This is a genomic window from Dendronalium sp. ChiSLP03b, assembly GCF_034531165.2.
In the GTDB taxonomy this organism is placed as follows: Bacteria; Cyanobacteriota; Cyanobacteriia; order Cyanobacteriales; family Nostocaceae; genus Dendronalium; species Dendronalium minutum.
Genome location: NZ_JAVRBR020000112.1, coordinates 38,138 through 56,974 on the forward strand (window position 1 = coordinate 38,138; position 18,837 = coordinate 56,974).

8 protein-coding genes are annotated in these 18,837 nt (G+C 43.6%); 3 read left to right on the plus strand and 5 right to left on the minus strand.

Annotation, left to right across the window (positions count from 1 at the left end):
* Positions 1 to 871 precede the first annotated feature (871 nt).
* The 3 genes from RMY31_RS25735 to RMY31_RS25745 all read right to left on the minus strand — a co-directional run bounded on the left by RMY31_RS25735 (position 872) and on the right by RMY31_RS25745 (position 5,998).
* Complete coding sequence (locus RMY31_RS25735) at positions 872 to 2,773, minus strand: choice-of-anchor Q domain-containing protein (protein WP_322663695.1); 1,902 nt, start codon at positions 2,771 to 2,773, stop codon at positions 872 to 874.
* A gap of 1,253 nt (positions 2,774 to 4,026) precedes the next feature.
* Positions 4,027 to 4,605 (minus strand): HdeD family acid-resistance protein, encoded by a 579-nt coding sequence (locus tag RMY31_RS25740; protein ID WP_322663693.1) that lies wholly within the window; start codon positions 4,603 to 4,605, stop codon positions 4,027 to 4,029.
* A gap of 46 nt (positions 4,606 to 4,651) precedes the next feature.
* Positions 4,652 to 5,998, minus strand: coding sequence for an erythromycin esterase family protein (locus RMY31_RS25745; protein WP_322663691.1), 1,347 nt, complete (start codon positions 5,996 to 5,998; stop codon positions 4,652 to 4,654).
* Between the two features lie 426 nt (positions 5,999 to 6,424).
* Here RMY31_RS25745 and RMY31_RS25750 point away from each other — a divergent pair, with 426 nt between their 5' ends.
* Positions 6,425 to 6,706 carry a hypothetical protein gene (locus tag RMY31_RS25750; RefSeq protein ID WP_322663689.1) on the plus strand — a complete coding sequence of 94 codons (282 nt, stop codon included), beginning with the start codon at positions 6,425 to 6,427 and terminating at the stop codon, positions 6,704 to 6,706.
* 52 nt (positions 6,707 to 6,758) lie between these two features.
* On the opposite strand, the gene RMY31_RS25755 is transcribed toward RMY31_RS25750, so the two are convergent.
* Positions 6,759 to 7,694: a 1-aminocyclopropane-1-carboxylate deaminase/D-cysteine desulfhydrase gene (locus tag RMY31_RS25755; RefSeq protein WP_322663714.1), complete on the minus strand. Its 936-nt coding sequence runs from the start codon at positions 7,692 to 7,694 to the stop codon at positions 6,759 to 6,761.
* Between the two features lie 495 nt (positions 7,695 to 8,189).
* On the opposite strand from RMY31_RS25755, the gene RMY31_RS25760 reads away from it, so the two are divergent.
* Together RMY31_RS25760 and RMY31_RS25765 are read left to right on the plus strand one after the other, a co-directional pair.
* A complete protein-coding gene (locus tag RMY31_RS25760; RefSeq protein WP_322663687.1) occupies positions 8,190 to 14,753 on the plus strand; it encodes a DUF4347 domain-containing protein in 6,564 nt (2,187 codons plus the stop codon).
* A 129-nt stretch (positions 14,754 to 14,882) separates the two neighbouring features.
* Positions 14,883 to 15,632: a DUF429 domain-containing protein gene (locus RMY31_RS25765; RefSeq protein ID WP_322663685.1), complete on the plus strand. Its 750-nt coding sequence runs from the start codon at positions 14,883 to 14,885 to the stop codon at positions 15,630 to 15,632.
* A gap of 356 nt (positions 15,633 to 15,988) precedes the next feature.
* Here the strand turns inward: RMY31_RS25765 and glgP are convergent, their stop codons facing one another.
* Positions 15,989 to 18,553: an alpha-glucan family phosphorylase gene (gene glgP / locus RMY31_RS25770; protein ID WP_322663683.1), complete on the minus strand. Its 2,565-nt coding sequence runs from the start codon at positions 18,551 to 18,553 to the stop codon at positions 15,989 to 15,991.
* Positions 18,554 to 18,837: the final 284 nt, after the last annotated feature.

An 18,837-nucleotide genomic window follows, 5' to 3' on the forward strand; every position in this document is an offset into this window, starting at 1 on the left:
TTGGCGCAGCTTCACAAAGAAACGGGATAAGCTATATATCTTGGTCAGAGATTTATTTCACTCTTCCTGGGTTAACTCTAGAGAGTAGGAGAGACAACCGCTTCTTTCTAATGGAATAACTACCCTTTATTGCTCAGGACATAGAAAATTTATTATGTTAGATTACGTATTTTATGAAGTTATTTTTACGAAAATAAGGAACTTTTGAATCTCAGTTATTGCTATCAGTTTAAGCTTTTAAAATAAATTAAAATTTAGCGATCGCCTCAGTCATAGGGGGTAGTGTAGCTATATCAAAAGTATGAGTTTTGTAATTGGTAGTTGTGGACGAGTTATCACCCATATTTTCTTTTTCTACTCTTCAATCAGCCTCAAAAAAAAGCAATCTCGACTATGTATCTAAATAGCCGAAATCTATAATTATTATGAGCTTACCGACTGAAGAAATAGACCTCTTGCAAAAGTCAAAAAATTAGGAATGTCATTCTGAACGAAACGTAGTGTAGTGAAGAATCTCACCCAATGTTTCGCTTTGCTTAACATGACACTTTAAGGATTTATGCAAGAGGTCTAATCCCCAGTTTTACACCGTCCCAGCATAATAGAAAACTGCGATAGCCTTGAGATTATGGCGATCGCTTTAAAGGATGAGGATAAAAGCGATGAAATACAACCCTGATAGGGGTATTAGCTGTCTTTGTTCAAGATATGTAAGATGCTGCTCTTCTATCAGTACCGAAAACTGCAATGTACATATCATAACAAGCGGCTCATATTCCACAGATTACTTATTAAGAGCAACCGATCGCGGATTACAGCTATTCTCTCATTGCAAAATAAAAACTGGGATGCACCCAATGACAACCTAGTCTTACAAAATGAAATTACCGCTATCTAAACTGCTGACTTTGACATTCCTTAGTGTCACAAAACTTTCAAACTCATTATCACCATTTGTGTCGATTTTAACACTCGTATTACTGCCAACTTGGCCTAATTGTATATAGTCTTTGAAAGGATTGAGGCTGATCAACCCAAGTATATCGAAAACTTTGCTGAGGTCAATCACTTCTTTTGCAGGGTTAAAACCAACGATCAGATCGCCTTTTTCTGAAAGGCTACGATAGGCAAATACGTCATCACCCGGTCCACCAAGCAAGACATCTTTACCATTGCCACCAATCAAGGTATCGTTCCCATAGCCACCAAGCAAAATATTGTTACCATTGTTACCAATCAATCTGTCGTTACCTTTAGTGCCATACCAGGAATTGCTAGGTGGATCTGTATATCCACTTGATTGATCTGATGAAATAGGTCTACTAGCGGTGACTTCGTAAGCACCAATATCCGGTTGAGCATCTCGCTTTACCCCGCCTTGATCGACAGTAGGCACATTACTACCTTTTACACCAGCATTAATAGCAGGGCTATTTGGTTCAAGAGGATGCACTAAAACTCCTCCGATGTCTTGCAGTTCATCAAGACGAGGATCAACAATCCGACTGCCAGCTACAACTCGGCGAGCGCTGTATGCGGGGGCAGGATATTCAATGTTACCACCGCCATCTTTGAGTGAAAACGCGACTTGCTGTTGGTAGCGATCGCCTGCTGTGTTGTAAGCAACAATCGAGTTAGTTAAGGTTATGTTCTTATTACCACCGAACATGACTGCCCCAGCAGCCCGTCCAGCAAAGTTGTTAACGATGGTGGAATTGACTATGTTGACGGGGGCGGTAGGATCGGTGTCAAAGAACATGGCTCCACCCGCATCTTTGGTCACCTTGTTTCCAGAAAAGGTGCTGTTAATGATGTCCACCGACGAGCTTCTATCTATCCACAAACCTCCTCCTTGCCTTTCAGCAGTATTGTTGGCGAAGGTAACGTTCTTGATAGTCAGGGCACTGTTAGCTCGTAATCCCCCTCCTCGTGATACTCCTTGAGCGTTGTAACCTGCACTATTGCCGACTATAGTGCTGTCTTCAAGAATGATTTTGTCTGTACCGTAACCATAGAGAAAGAGTGCGCCGCCTTCGCCTTTGGTATGGTTATCTTCAAAGCGACTGCCACGGACGATAATTGTACCTCCGACTGGAGAACCAGATCCTACGGGGTTTGCTCCATCGGTGAAGATTGCACCACCACCAACATCACCCTCTGAAGTGTTGCCCTCAAAGACCGAATTCTCTACTGTCAATGTGCCCAGCAAGCTATAAATTGCACCGCCATTTACCCCTTTGTTGTCTGTAAATATAGAGTCTTTGACAACGAGGTCACCAGCACCACAAGTGGCGATCGCTCCACCACTCCAACCAGAGTTTGTAGAAGTACCATCATTCCCATCAAAGCTACTGTTAAGTACTGTAGAACGACCACCATAGCCAAGGTAGATGGCTCCGCCTGTACCACCACTATTGTTGTTAAATTCACAGTTATCGACTGTGATGCTGCCGTAGTCACAGACTTGAATCCCACCGCCTCTTCCAGTCGTCTTACCCTCGGCAATAGTGAGGTTCTGAAACTTGGCATTAATCTGCCGCTCTACAGTAAATACTCTTGTGGCATTGTTGCCGCTAATCTTTAAATTTGCTGCTCCTGCTCCATTAATCGTCAGATCCTTGGTAATTACAATTTCACCACTGGTAAGTTTGATGGTCTTATTAGCCAGTGTGGAAGCAAACTCGATAGTATCCCCGCTTTTAGCAGAGGCGATCGCCTCTCTTAAAGAACCTGTTCCGTTGTCTGCAGTAGTAGTAACGCTAATGGTAGCCATGCTTTGAATTCCTTTTTAATTCAAGGTTTTCAGATAGACATTTTGTCCAAAATCACTCTTGTTGTGATTCAGAAACAGTTGATCCTTCGTTCGAGACGATGGAATTCAGAACACTTTAGTTTGCCTTTTTATAAACTTGGAAACATGAAAATCTCACCGTGAATCTACTTAAATTGAGCGAAAGAGTTAAACCTCCTAATTTTTAACCAAGCATCTTCTCATACTTTTGATTGATTGCAATCAGTAAAGATTAGATGAAGGAACACTTTTTACTTCTTTTAAGTCTTTTCATTAAAAGGTGTTTCCCAAACCAAAAGTTAAAATGTTTCCTAATTTGGCTTTATACACAAATTAAAACCAATGTCAATTGGTTGTTAGTACTCTTGCCAAAATGCAAAATCTATATATATAAACAAAAAATATTTCATCTTATTTTTCACTTTCCTGCATTTAATTTCAAAAAGTCAATCTGGGCATGGATTAGAGTTAATGTATCTACGTTAAATTTATATTTGCGAAAGGTGTAGATCGGCTTGAAAAAAAGATTTGATATTTATGTTGAAAATTATTGTTTCTATTGTTGAGATTGTCTAAATTGAGTTTTCATGATTTTTGATATCAGTATAAATATGCAGTTTATTTATTTAACACGTCTTATAAATAACATTAAAATATTCTTATAGATTATATTAAGAATCAAAAAAGTTTAGTATGAATTAATACCTATTTTTTAAATACTAAAATGGTACTGATAGCATACTACAAACAAAGTAATTTACAAAAAAGCACAATAGCAAATAATGAAGTACTCTCTTGTCAGAAAAATTAGTATTAATTTTGACTTTAATAACTAAAAACTATTGATTGTTCTTCAGTTTTTAATTACGATATATGTTATTTTTATTACTTTATTTCATTTAATCATAAATAAAATAAATATAAAATATTAAAAAAAATCATACTTTTGTATGAGACTCTTCAAAAATAACAAATAAAAAGCTAATTACTCATAAGTAATCGTAATCATTAATTGCTTTGTTGTTAAAAAAATCTCTTGAGAAAAAGTGTTACCGACTACAAAATTCTGAAGTATTACTTCTTTAGGCAAACTTTTCGATTTACTAAATGCATTAGTTCTATGAGATCGGTATAACTCAATTAGAACGGAAGTTTTCTGCTGAAGTAGTTCCAAGAAAATAATGCCCAGGAATAGAAATGAGGAGTTTTATCTTCTCTTTGTTTCCTTGTCCTCTTCAGAGGAGCCTGCGTTTAATCCACCAAATACGCAGTCGGAAGGCAAGAATTAAGAAAAGGAAACCGAAAATGATTGTGTAAGCAGCAATAATCCGCAGAATTGCTAATGCCCCAGCAAGAGGACAAATTATCAGTAGTAAACCGAAGAGTATCGATGCCGTGCCGGCTAATGCTAGTAACCACTCATTCTCGATTTGTTTTCGCACCTGAATTGCTGTTAGGATCTCGAAAATGCCAGTCACGATCGCCCAAGCTGCGATGAAGTAAAGCAACACTAATGCAGCTATACCGGGCCAGATGAAAGCTAAGGTTCCCACTGCAATACCAATTTCTCCTTCTAGTAACAGCAACCATCCGCAGGTATTATTCAGATCGTCTCTGAATGCTGCGATCGCTAATAAAATTCCACCTATCAATACAAAGGCAGCAAAGAAAAAGACCAATGCTGTCAAGGTAATCGCAGGCAAGAATAGTGCAACTAAACCAAAGATAATGGCGATCGCTCCCCGCAATGCGACTATCCACCAATTTCGAGCTAAGCGGGTTCCCATTCTGATGACACCAAGGTTTTGTCTCATAGTTTGAGTACGTTACTGGACTAGCTCACTCAGCCTGATGATGGAATTAGACTGCAAAGGGAAAAGTCTCCGGTGGTTCACCCATTTCTGAGTAGGCAGTGCGATCTAGGGGTTGTACTCCTTTTGTGTCATCAATGTGAACTACTGCGTCAAATTGTTCGGGGAGACGGGCATAAAAGTAGTGACTGATACGCTCAGTTTCTGGTTGATAAATGACACCGATTGCTCTTTCCAGTCGCGGTTGCCGCAGATTAGCAATTGCAGGATTATCATTTCGTAGAAGTAGCAAAAAATGCGGTAATCCAGTCTGATGAAATAGCGCTTCGTAACTTACTGGTAGAGCAGACCGAACTTGCTTGAGTTCGGTAGTTCCACCCCAGTTAGAAGCAGCGGTAACTGTACCTATATAAGTAGTAAAGCCTATCAGTACTGAGTCACTACCATAGCGATCGCGCACCAATTGACCAACATTCACTTCACCCAGCGTCCCCATATCAGTTGCTCGTGCATCTCCTATATGAGAGTTGTGTTCCCAAACAACGACTTTAGTTTGTTGACCTTGTCGATCTAGATAGTCAACTAGCCGCTCTAGAGTTTCTGCCATGTGGCGATCGCGAATATTCCATGACGATACTCGATCTGTAAACATGGCACGGTAGTAGGCTTCGGCATTCTTCACCAGTCGAGCATTTTGCTCAATAAAAAATAACTCATCTGCCTTTATCCGACTGTCTTTTTGGATGTACTCGGCAGTCCGTTGTTGTAGTTCTTGCAGTTGATTTACTACCTCTTGCTCACAGGATTTCGTGAGTCCAAAACTAGTAGCATACCCATAGGTCTGAGTATCTTCGCCAAAATGCTCAAAGCAAGAGTAGCGATAACGGGCACGTTGGGCAGCTTCGGGGTCAATTTTATCCAGATAATTGAGAATTGCTTCTATAGAGATATACATGCTATATAGGTCTAGCCCATAAAAGCCGACTTTGATAGCATTTTCGGGTAGAGCGTCATTATATTCCCGCAACCAATTGACAAAATTCAGGACATCTGTGTTGCGCCACATCCAAGTGGGAAAACGTTGGAAACTTGAGAGCGCTTCCGCAGGTGTTGGATCGTCATTTGCACCCTGTACGTAACGATTAACACGGTAGGTATCTGGCCAGTCAGCTTCAATTGCTACGGCTGTAAATCCCTTCTCTTGAATTAGCCGTTTGGTAATTTCAGCCCGTTGCTCGTAAAACTCATGAGTCCCGTGAGAAGCTTCGCCAATCAAAGCAAAACGGGCATTGCCGATAAAGTGCATCAATGGGTTGTAGTCTGCGATCGCACCAGTCAGTTGGTATGCAGACTTACGCACTGCATCAGCTAGGTTAATTATAGTTGCGTCTAGCATAAAAATTAAATATTCAGAAGTACTGTACGAGTTCCAAACTCCGTTTCATCCTATTTCACACGTGTGCTACAAATGAGCAGCAAAGCAGAGGATTGAGGTAAAATAACTTGTAGCTCTAATGCCTGTGAGTCAAGACCAATATAGATTCATAGTTTGCTAAACTCAGCTTAAAAATCTCAAACCCCTCTTCCATCTGGCTAATGATGCAGATGCCAGAGATATATATCTCTCCAGAGGAGGAGCTGATTTGTGGGGCGGAGGGGCACAGGAGAATTTATTACAAGTCTTTCCCGTCATCTTCCTCAAGCCCAAGTAGAATATTAGTCCCTCCGAAAAATTGTGGTTAAATGAGCTAGAGTGAACACCAATTATGATGCAAGCTGTCTACCCTATTAGTAGAGTCGCTTGCAGACGGGGGATAAAAAAATGAGGGTTTGGCTTGCCTGCTTTTTAGTGTTGTTTGCGTTGGCAGAATTATTTGACTGGTTACAAGAATTTACTCTGCCATTGCCTATCTATATTTTGGGAGGGGCTTTTTTAGCTGTTGCTTCTAATTATGACAAGATTATTGGCTCTTACTTCAGTGATGCAACTATGGATACATCACCTGAAGCATCTTTATTAGATTCACCAACTCAATCCCCTAAATCGATTTCTTTTACAATAGCTAGTCCAGTTGAAGATGCTCAACAATCAGAAACGCAGTGAAGTGACTGGGGAGAGGGAGAATAACTTCTAACTACCAACTGATAAATAATTCCTAACTCAGTACCTTCTTTAACTGTTTTTCGATGCCGAGATTGCCCTGCAAGCCTCCTGTGTGTATGAGTAGGAGGCGATCGCCTTTATGAAAAAATTCCTGCTGTAGCAAATCCATCACTCCATAAAACATTTTAGCGGTATATACGTAATCTAAGGGTATGTCATGTTCCTGCCTGAATTGCTGGCTGAACAGTAGTAGTTCGTCGTTTACTTTTGCATAGCCACCACTGTGGTAATCACATATCAACTCCCAGGATGCTGGAGAGTCAGTTGGTGTGGGTAGACCACAGGCGAAGTAATTCTCTACCAAGCTGTTGATTTCTGGGGCGAGAAATGCACCATTTTTCAGTACGGAAAAACCAAGTACTCGCTGCTCTTTACGCAATGAAAGTGCGATGCCAGCCAGTGTAGTGCCCGTACCGCAGGCCACGCAGATACAATTGAAGTCCGTTGCTTCGCTAGCTATCTCCGTGCAACCGCGCACACCGTTCAAGTTGCTGCCACCTTCAGGAATCATAAACACCTCACCGAAACTTTGCCGCAGATATTCCTGTAGGGCTGTGGTGTTTCGTTGTCGATATCTCTCGCGATCGAGGTACACAAGCTGCATACCTTGCTGTACAGCAAAATGTAATGTAGGATTTAACGGCAGTCTTTCCTCTCCACGGATTGCACCAATGGTACGGAATCCAAAAAGATTGCCAGCTGCGGCGGTTGCATAGATGTGGTTTGAATAAGCGCCACCAAAGGTGAGCAGCGTCGTAAAATTGTTCTGCTTGGCTTCCAAGAGGTTGTACTTCAGCTTGAACCACTTGTTGCCATTCACCCATGGATGCATGAGATCGAGGCGCAGTACATACAAATCAACACCAGCGCGGCGGGTAATTTTGCTGTTGATTTGTTGGATAGGAGGAGGCAGGAAAATTGAAGACATGAGGAAATAATAAGCTAAAACACATAATCGTTGCACAATCAGTTCATTCAGACGTTGGCAGTCAACAAGAGCCAACGCCGTGGACAGGTTTCCCGACTTGTAGACGCGCCTGCCCTACAGCCGGGCACCCTACAGTAGGCGTTCCCGAAAGACAGAGTAGGGTAGCGACTAGCGTTCAATAGTCAACTTTGTTTATTTAGAGTAGTATTGTATTAATAAACACATTTGCATTTAAGCGCTTCACAGCATCTTGACAATATTTCAGAAAATTCATCGATGGAATTAATGCTTGATATCAGCAGAATAGTCCTAGGAGAAAAACTGTTATTTTTTTGACTCTATGTAGTTGGATTAAGCTAATAAACCAAGCTTAATTGTTGAAAAAACAACTGTTGGATAGAGAATTGCTTCAGTTATTTTATCCAATCTCCAATATTTCATTTAATGGTTTTAATAACCATTAAAACTCAAAAACTGACACAAAATCTTAATCATATGAATCTCAAAACTGCAAGAATTATTTTCTTTGACGCTTCTGTAATTGATTACGCAACATTACTTAAAGCCGTTGTATCAGGGACTGAAACAATCGTTCTTGATTCAAGCCAGGATGGAGTAGAGCAAATCACTCAAGTACTGTCACAGCGCCGTGGAATTGAAAGTGTCCACATCGTCTCTCACGGCTCTCCTGGCTGCGTTTACCTGGGTAACACCCAACTCAGCCTTAGTACACTGCAACGCTACACTCAAAATTTACAAAGCTGGTTATGCCCATCTCTATTACTCTACGGCTGTAACGTCGCGGCAGGGGATGCCGGAGAGGAATTCATCGAGAAGTTGCACCGATTAACAGGGGCAAATATTGCTGCTTCGACTACGCGGACAGGTAATGCCGCGTTGGGGGGAAATTGGGAACTAGAAGTTAGCGTCGGATTAACTCTCTTTTCAAGAGGGACACGAGAGGATATGAGCTTAGCATTCCGGCAAGATACTCTTGCTAAATATCCTGAGGTACTTGCTGCTGGAGACTTAGATCCTACTTTTGGCAACAGTGGTAAAGTTATCACTCCTATCGGTACAAGTAACTACGATGGTGCTAAAAGCGTTGTTATTCAAGCAGACGGCAAGATAGTTGTGGCAGGATTTGCAGATAACGGTAGTACATATAATGACTTTGTTATCACTCGCTACAACTCCAATGGCACCATTGATTCTAGCTTTGGTAATAACGGTATAGTCATCACTCCTGTTGGCAGCATCAGCGACTACGGCTATAGTATGGCACTTCAGGCGGACGGCAAGATTGTCGTGGCAGGATATGCTCATAATGGCTACCAAGCAGACTTTGCTGTAATACGTTACAACACAAATGGCAGTCTAGATACGAGCTTTGGCAATGCCGGCAAGGTGATTACTGAGGTAGGCGGCGACGACTATGGCAAAAGCGTTGCTATTCAGTCAGATGGAAAAATTGTAGTTGCAGGTAATACCCAAAATAGCAGTACAAGTGACTTTGCCCTGACACGCTACAACACAAATGGCAGCTTGGATATTAGTTTTGGTAATAATGGTAAGGTAATCACTGATATAAATGCCAGCTACGACTATGGCAATAGTGTTGCGATTCAGGCAGATGGCAAGATTGTCGTGGCGGGGATTGGTGCGAACAAAAACTTTGCCCTGACACGCTACAACACTGATGGTACTCTAGATTACAGTTTTGGTAGTAGTGGTAGAGCGATCGCCGACATCAGCAATGGTAATGATGAAGCTTACAGCGTTGCGATTCAGTCAGATGGCAAGATTGTTGTGGCAGGAACTGGTAGTAATAGTTTTGCCCTAGCACGCTACAACAGCAATGGCTTACTGGATACCAGTTTTGGTAATAGTGGTATAGTTGTTACCCCTAGTAGTGGTAGCAACGTAGAAGTCATCAATAGTATCGCCCTTCAGTCAGATGGCAAGATTGTGGTGACAGGGTTTAGCTGGAATGGCAGCACCAAAAACTTTGCTGTGGCACGTTATGATGCCAATGGCTTTCTAGATAACAGCTTTGGCAGTGGTGGTAAGGTGATTACTGCGATCGGTAGCGGTAGTGCTAACGATGGCGGTAAAAGCGTTGCTATTCAATCTGATGGCAATATTGTAGTGGCAGGGGGTAGCTACGGTGACTTTGCGGTGCTGCGCTACCAAGGAACTTCCACTGGGACTCCCACCTCATCAAATACTCCTCCCACTTTGATTGACACCATTGTTACCCTCGACTCAGTCAATGGAAATGCAAGCACACCTTGGGGGGCGGTAGGTACTCTAGTTTCCTCCTTGGTCAGCATAGGAAAAAATGTATTCGATCCAGACAGTGGGGCAGTTACTGGTATTGCTGTAACCAATGCTAAGACTGACAATGGTCAGTGGTGGTTTACTACTGATAATGGTGTAAATTGGTACTCTTTAGGTAATGTATCAACTGAAATTGCTCGTCTGCTGGCAGCAGATGCCAACACCCGTATTTATTTCCAACCAAATTTCAACTTCCAAGGCAATATTATTGATGCCATTACCTTTCGCGCTTGGGACAGAACGTTCGGTCCCAATGGTGCATTTGCTTTCATCGGAGGTAATGGAGGCCCCAATTCTGTAAGCACCGCCACCGATACTGCCTCAATCACAGTAGCATCCAATACTTTTGTCTATCACCAACTTGCACAGAGCGACTTTAGCCAAGATTGGTCAAACACAAATCTAATTAATACTGATGATGATTGGAGCAATATACCCACCATTAGAGGATTCCGAGGGGATAATTTAATCAGCAGCCCTGGTATCGATCCACAAACCGTGCGTATAGACGGTTCTGCAACTCCTATTGATGTTAACGCTAATCAGACCAATCCTAATACCTACACATATAGTGGCATTGCAGAGTTCGCACTTAGCAACCCAACTATTGCTCTTAGAGGTTCATCAACTGTTGCACCCCATTTAGTACTTTATTTAGATGCCACTGGGCGGCATAATCTCCGCCTAAATTTCACGCTTAAAGACATTGATTTTTCTACACGCGATGCTATACAACCGATTGCTGTACAATACCGTCTTGGCAATACAGGAGACTTCATCAATCTGCCAGCAGCTTTTGTACCCGATGCTTCTAATAATGCTACAACCTCAGCTTCTTATGACGCACGGGAAGCACGCTTGAGTGTGTTGTTGCCACCCGAAGTCACCAATCAGCCGCAAGTACAAATTCGCTTCATTACTACTGATGCCAATGGGGAAGATGAGTGGATTGGGATTGATGATATCAAGGTGACGAGTACAGCTATTAGCACCAATCAGGCACCAGTAGCGACCAACGACACATACTTCGTATCTGAAAACATACAATTAACTACTGCTGCTGCTATAACAGCCCTGACTTTAGATAGCGATCGCGGTAACTATATCGGTCAGAGCGATTACTATAGCTATACTCCCACCACAGGTCAATTTAAGGCTGTCCGTGCTTACCCTACCAATTCCAGTAGTAATAATGCCATCCGAATCAGCTACTCTGAGCCTGAAATTAGTGGCAAACGGTGGGATTTAGAATTTGCTGCTCCCTTTAATGCTCCACTCCAAGCAGGCACTACATACACAGGTGCAGCACGTTTTCCATTCCAAAACCCTAGTCAGCCTGGTTTAGATGTGAGTGGCGATGGACGTGGTTATAACAGCTTGACAGGTCAGTTTACCGTTAATCAAATCGTCTACGGCTCTGGTGACGAAATTCTCAGCTTTGATGCCACTTTCCAAGAATTTGGTGACGGCGACCCTGCCAGCGAAGGTTTCAAAGGTCGCATTCAATACCGTGCTACGCCTAACAATCTCATTGCTGGTGTATTAACCAATGACACAGATAACGAAAAAACTGCACTAAAAGCAACCCTAGTGTCTGGGCCAAACAACGGTACCATTGTTCTCAATTCAGATGGCTCTTTTGCTTACAATCCTCAAGCTGGCTTTAAAGGTGTTGATAGCTTTACCTACAAAGCTAATGACGGTATTGCAGATTCTAATATTGCAATGGTCACTTTGTATGTTGGTAATCAAGCTCCTACCATCAATTTACCAGCGACTAACCCCACCTACACTGAAAATGCTACTCCTATCTTCATCGACCCTAGTGCAACTGTTACAGACCTTGACTCCCAAGACTTCGACACAGGCAAGCTGACTGTTCGCTTCAGTGCTAACGCTACCCCAGATGACCGTCTTGCTATCCAAAACAGCACAATCAATAACATTGTAGTTAACGGCACAAGCATCTCCCACAATACCAGTTTCATCGGCACTTTCAGCGGCGGTATCGGCAATCAAGAATTGGTAATCAACTTTAACTCTAAAGCTACGCCTGCTGCCGTTCAAGCATTGCTACGCAGTATTACTTACAGCAATATCTCAGACAATCCCTCTACTGTTCCCCGCACGGTCAATTTTGTTCTCACTGATGGTGACGGTGGTATTAGTAACACTGTTAGTAAGACTATTAACGTTACTGCCATCAACGATGCTCCTAAAATTAGTTTGCCAGGAACTAATCCCTCCTACACTGAAAATGCTCCTACTATTCTCATCGACCCTAGTGCAACTCTCACAGACCCTGATTCTCAAGACTTTGACACAGGTAAGCTAACAGTTCGCTTCAGTGCTGGTGGAACTGCCGATGACCGCCTCGCTATCCAAAACAGCACGACAAATGGAATTGCAGTCAGCGGCACAGACAGCATTTTACATAATGGCAACTTCATCGGTACTTTCAACGGTGGTGTCGGCATTCAAGATTTAGTAATCAACTTTACTTCTAAAGCAACGCCGACTGCTGTTCAAGCATTGCTACGCAGTATTGCTTACAGCAACATCTCAGAGAACCCCTCAACAACTCCCCGTACTGTCAGTTTCGTCCTCACTGACGGTGACGGCGGTATCAGTACCAGCGTTACTAAAACTATTAACGTTACTGCTGTCAATGATGCTCCGGTGATTACCGCAGGTCAAAGCTTTAGCATTAATGAAAATACTGCTAATAGTACGGTGGTTGGCACTGTCGTTGCTACAGATGTGGATGGCAGTACATTCTCCAACTGGACGATCGCAGGTGGTAACCTTGACAGCGATCGCGACGGTCAGGCCGCTTTTAACATCAACTCCACCACTGGACAAATTATTGTCAACGATAGCGACGACCTCGACTTTGAGAGTAATCCTAACTTTCAGTTGCAAGTTACTGTCAGCGACGGCACTAATACTAGTACCGCACAAACTGTCACAGTCAACCTTCAAGATGTCAGCGAAAATACCCTTTATGGTACGGCTTCAGCAGATAAGCTGACTGGAAGCGCAAGTGATGATGTCATCTACGGCTATGAAGGGAACGATCGCCTTTATGGAGAAGCAGGAAAAGATACCATCTCTGGTGGTGTCGGTCTTGACTCTCTCTATGGAGGTGTAGGTGATGATAGCCTTGACGGTAGTGATGGCAATGACTATCTCTACGGTGAGAATGGCAACGATCGCCTCTATGGTGGTGCTGGCAATGATTACCTTTCTGGTGGTGCGGGTGATGATATTCTCGAAGGTGGCGATGGTAATGATTCTTTGACCGAATCAGGTGATGTCAACTTTACTCTGACTAATAATCAACTGTTTGGGTTAGGTAACGACACCTTCAGTAGCATCGAACGGGTAACGCTCACTGGTGGTATTAGTGACAATATCTTGGATGCTTCGGGGTTCAGTCTTGCTGGTGTCTATCTCTACGGTGGTTTAGGAAATGATACTCTATTGGGTGGTGCTGGCAATGATTACCTCTACGGGCAAGATGGCAGCGATCGCCTCTACGGTAGTCTGGGCAATGACTATTTATATGGTGGTACTGCTAATGATACTCTCGAAGGTGGCGATGGTAATGACTACCTCAATGGTGAGAATGGCAACGATAATCTCATCGGTGGCGCTGGCAATGATAACTTTTCTGGTGATGTAGGTGATGATAGCCTTGATGGCGGCGATGGCAATGATTCTCTCCGTGAATCAGGTGATGTCAACTTTACCCTGAGTAACAACCAACTGTCTGGATTAGGTAACGACACCCTCATGAGTATTGAACGAGTAACGCTCACTGGTGGTATTAGTGACAATATCTTAGATGCTGCGGCGTTCAGTTTTGGTAGTGTCTATCTCTATGGCGGTTTAGGAAATGATACCTTGTTCGGTGGTAGTGGCAATGACTATCTCTACGGTCAAGACGGCAGCGATCGCCTGATTGGTAATGCAGGCAATGACTATTTATATGGTGGTAGTGCTAATGATACTCTCGAAGGTGGTGATGGTAATGACTACCTCTACGGTGAGAATGGCAACGATAATCTCATCGGTGGCGCTGGCAATGATAACCTTTCTGGCGGTGCGGGTGATGATATTCTCGAAGGTGGCGATGGCAATGATTCTTTAACTGAATCAGGTGATGTCAACTTTACGCTGACTGATACTCAACTTTCTGGCTTGGGTAATGACATCTTCAGTAGCATCGAACGGATAACGCTTACTAGTGGTATTAGTGACAATATTTTAGATGCTACGGCATTCACTGTTGCTGGTGTTTATCTCTACGGTGGTGCAGGGAATGATACCGTGTTGGGCAGTAGTGGTAAAGACTCCCTCTATGGGCAGGATGGCAGCGATCGCCTCACGGGTAATGCAGGCAATGACTATCTATACGGTGGTAATGGTGATGACTTACTCAATGGTGGTGCAGGCAATGACATACTGTATGGGCAAGCAGGTGCAGATATCTTAGTTCTTGCTTCTGGCAATGGCATTGATACCATCTACGGCTTTGAGGATGGTATCGATCGACTCGGTTTATTTGGTGGTTTGACTTATGGGGCTTTGACTATTTCTTCAAGTGGCAGTAATACTTCCATTCGTATTACCTCCACAAATCAAGTATTGGCTACTTTAAGCAGCATTAATTCCAGCTTGATTAACGAGAGTGATTTTGTATCTTTAGAGACTTGACATGAGTACGCATGTTATGAATTTTTCTAGCATCTAATTTCCAGATGATTTTCGCTAATTGTATTTTCTGCAATTAGCGATTATTTTTTAAACTAATTTGGTAGCTATTTTGCTGATTTGCTTTGCTCCATGAAATTTATCGGTATTGATTTAGGCTGGAAGTCGCAACCAAGTGGCTTATGCTGCTTAGAATGGACAGATCGACAACTGCAACTACTCGATTTAGACCGCAAAGAAGCCATTGCAGACATCCTTCTTTGGATCGATCGCAGCGTACAACCAAACGAACCAGCCATAATTGCTGTAGACGCACCCACCTTAATCCCCAACACTACGGGGAGTCGCTTACCCGACAAACTCACCCACAAATACTTTGGCAAATATCACGCTGGTTGCTACCCAGCTAACATGAACTTACCGTTTGCAGAACGCACTGTAAACTTTGGCGTAGAATTAGAACTTCGTGGCTTTGTACACGCACCCACTATCGAACCGCAAAAACTCAGCAGATATCAAATCGAAGTTTTTCCCCATCCAGCAATAGTGCATTTATTTGGTTTAGAACGCATCCTCAAATACAAAAAAGGACGCATCAGCGAGCGTCGTTTAGAATTAATCAAACTCTATCAATATATTCTTGATATCCTACCTACCCTTACACCTCCTGTACTTCTCTCTTCCCTTAACGGTTCCTTAGTTTTGGAAATCCCTTCTACAGGTGCAGCACTCAAAGAAACCGAAGATAAACTAGATAGCCTAATCTGCGCTTACGTCGCAGCACACTGGTGGTATTGGGGAGAGCAACGTAACCTAGTATTAGGCGATCGCACTACTGGTTATATTGTCATCCCCCAGAAAATTTTAGATTTTAGATTTTAGATTTTGGATTATCACTCTAAAATCCCTTCGGGTGACGCTCCTGCGTCGCTAACGCTGCGCTAACAGCAGTCCCCCAGACGCTCGTTCGCGTAGCGTCTCCCCTTGGGAGAAGACTCGCGCTTCGCTGCGCTAACGACGGGAACCCTTATGGGTGACGCTCGTTCGCTCTTAGCGTCTCCCCTTGGGAGAGGACTCGCGCTTCGCTGCGCTAACGGCAGTTCCTCTACTTGGGGAGCCGAGCCACTCCGTTGCGGGGGTTCCCCCCGTTGTAGGCGGAACGCCTTCCCGCAGGGTAGGAAGTGGCGTGAAACCCCAAGACCGGATTGCCTCACCAAAATCCAAAATCCAAAATTGGTTTACTCCGCCCAAGCAATCAACCTTGGTTCATAGGAACTAGACAAGTATTGATGTTTCGGCAACACACGCAAAGACAAGCCTTGCAAGCCAGAACTGGTGTAAGTGATGTCACCTGTATAAACACTCAATTTTTGAGTATCCTGTCCTTGGAAATCCATCACTACTGGCACAGCGTTGACGATTTCACCATTGGCATCGATCGCACCTTGGTAGAGTTCTACTTGCACATCATCATTGGTCAAAGTTGACAAGTCAATTTTGGCTTTGACGGCAACGGTTTGGTTAACCTCAATGTCCGCAGCTGACGATACGTCAACATCTTTGATTTTGATGTTAAACCAGTCTTCACTCAGTTTTGCTTTCCAATCAGCTAATTCTTTAGCTGGGGCATAGTTATCGGTAGTTAGGATGTGGTAGCGATCGCTAGCAGGGAAATAAGCCCGTAGTGCATATTCTCCCACCATCCGCGCTGTATTAAAAAACGGACAATTCAATCGAATTGCATCCTTCATTTTGGCAACCCACGGACGAGGCAAGCCATCAACATCTCGGTGGTCGTAAAATAGCGGTACCACTTCCTTTTCTAGCAACTCGTAGAGAGCATTTGCTTCTACTTCGTCTTGGTAATTAGGATCGTCGTAATTCTCGCCATGTCCAATTGCCCAACCAGTACGGACGTAATCAGCTTCATCCCACCAGCCATCAAGGACACTTAAATTTGGCAATCCGTTCATTGCGGCTTTCATGCCACTAGTACCAGAAGCTTCGCGGGGACGACGTGGTGTATTTAACCAGATATCGCAACCCGCCACCATCAACCGGGATATATGAATGTCGTAATTGGGAACAAACACCACCTGTTTTTCCAAGTGTTGTTCGCGGATAAAGTGATTGATGTCGCGGATCAGTTCTTTACCAGGAATATCTTTAGGATGCGCCTTACCAGCAATCACGAATTGCACTTTCCGGTCTTTATTGCCCAGTAAAATCCGTTTGATACGTTCAATATCGCGCATCCAGAGGGTGGCGCGTTTGTAGGTAGCAAAACGACGGGCAAAGCCAATGGTTAAAAGATTCGGGTCTAAAACTTCTTGCGCTTGGCCAATTTCCGAGGCAGAAGCACCGCGATCGCGCAAGTGCTTGACTAAATGCTCTCGGACATACAAAATCATGTCTAAGCGGCAGCGTTCGTGATTGCGCCACAACTCTTCATCCGGAATAGCATCCATCCGTTCCCACAATTGGTTATCTGGTGGTACTGATGACCAATTTGGCCCAAGATAGCGATCGTACAACTCCTGAGTTGATTTAGCAACACAACTACGGGCGTGGACACCATTAGTAATTGCCGCGATCGGTACTTCCTCTACTGGCACTTTCTTCCACAAACCCTGAAACATCTGCCGCGATACTACGCCATGCAGTTGCGCCACCCCGTTAGAAAATGTTGCCATCTTCAACGCCAACACAGCCATACTGAAAGGCCCAGATAAATCACCCGTATTCTCACGCCCTAGTCCTAAAAATTGCTCTTTGGGCAAGCCAAAGATTTCTGCATAGTATCCTAGGTAGTACATAATTTTGTCGGGAGCGAACAAGTCAATTCCCGCTGGCACTGGCGTGTGAGTAGTAAAGATGTTGCTGGAAGCCACTACCTGTCTAGCTTGGGCATAATTCAACCCTTCTTCTTGCATCAGAATGCGGATGCGCTCTAAAGCAGAGAATCCCGCGTGACCTTCATTCATGTGGTAAGCGGTGACATTATATCCCAGTGCTTTCAGCATCTGCACACCACCGATACCCAGCATCATTTCTTGGTGGATACGCATATCGATGTCGCCACCGTAGAGCTGATCTGTGATGTCGTGGTCGTAAGCGTTGTTAGGTTCAATATTGGTGTCCAACATATACAGTGGCACCATTCCCACCTGTACGCGCCAGACTCTGGCATACACCTTACGTCCTGGATAATCTACCGCAATCCGCAGTTCTGAACCATCGGGATTGCGCTCTAGGTGCAAGGGCATGTTATAAAAATCGTTGATTGGGTAGCGTTCCTGCTGCCAGCCATCAGCGTTGAGATACTGAGCGAAGTACCCTTGCTGATACAGTAAGCCGACACCGACCAGAGGTAGCCCTAAGTCGCTGGCAGATTTGAGATGATCTCCCGCCAGAACTCCCAAGCCACCAGAATAGACAGGTAAACAATCCACCAGTCCAAATTCAGCCGAAAAATAGGCGTAGCATTCTTTTGGCTTCTGGCTGCGTTGTTTTTGATACCAAGTGCGCTCCTGTAAATAATCTTCTAACTGGCGATCGGCTCGATCCATTTGGGCGAGGAAGCCTTCATCTTCGACAACTTCCAAAAGCCGCCCTTGCGAGATAGTACCCAGCATCAACACCGGATTATGATGACTGGACTCCCACAAATCGGGGTCTAAGCGACGAAATAAATCTTTGGTTTCAACGTTCCAGTCCCAGTGCAAGTTATATGCCAGCCGCCGCAGCGGTTCGAGTCGCGGCGGTAGTGAGGGGGAGACGTTGAATGTGCGAATTGGCTGCATAGGTTGGCAATACTCCTAGTTAAGCTATGGCTATTGTTGACTGTCTTTACCCAATGTTGCCAATTCTTTATACTGTGTTTGTAAAAATGTGATGACTTTGTTAAGGTTTGAAAACAATTCTCTCCTTAACTGCCAAAGTTTACACCAAGGTGTTTCTACGTTTAGACCTTCCCTTCTAGCACATACTTGGTATATTAAAATTTAATTATTTCCTAGGTTTTAAGAACTCAATGCACATTACTTTGAACTAACGATAAATATTTCTATTTATTTTATATTCAATC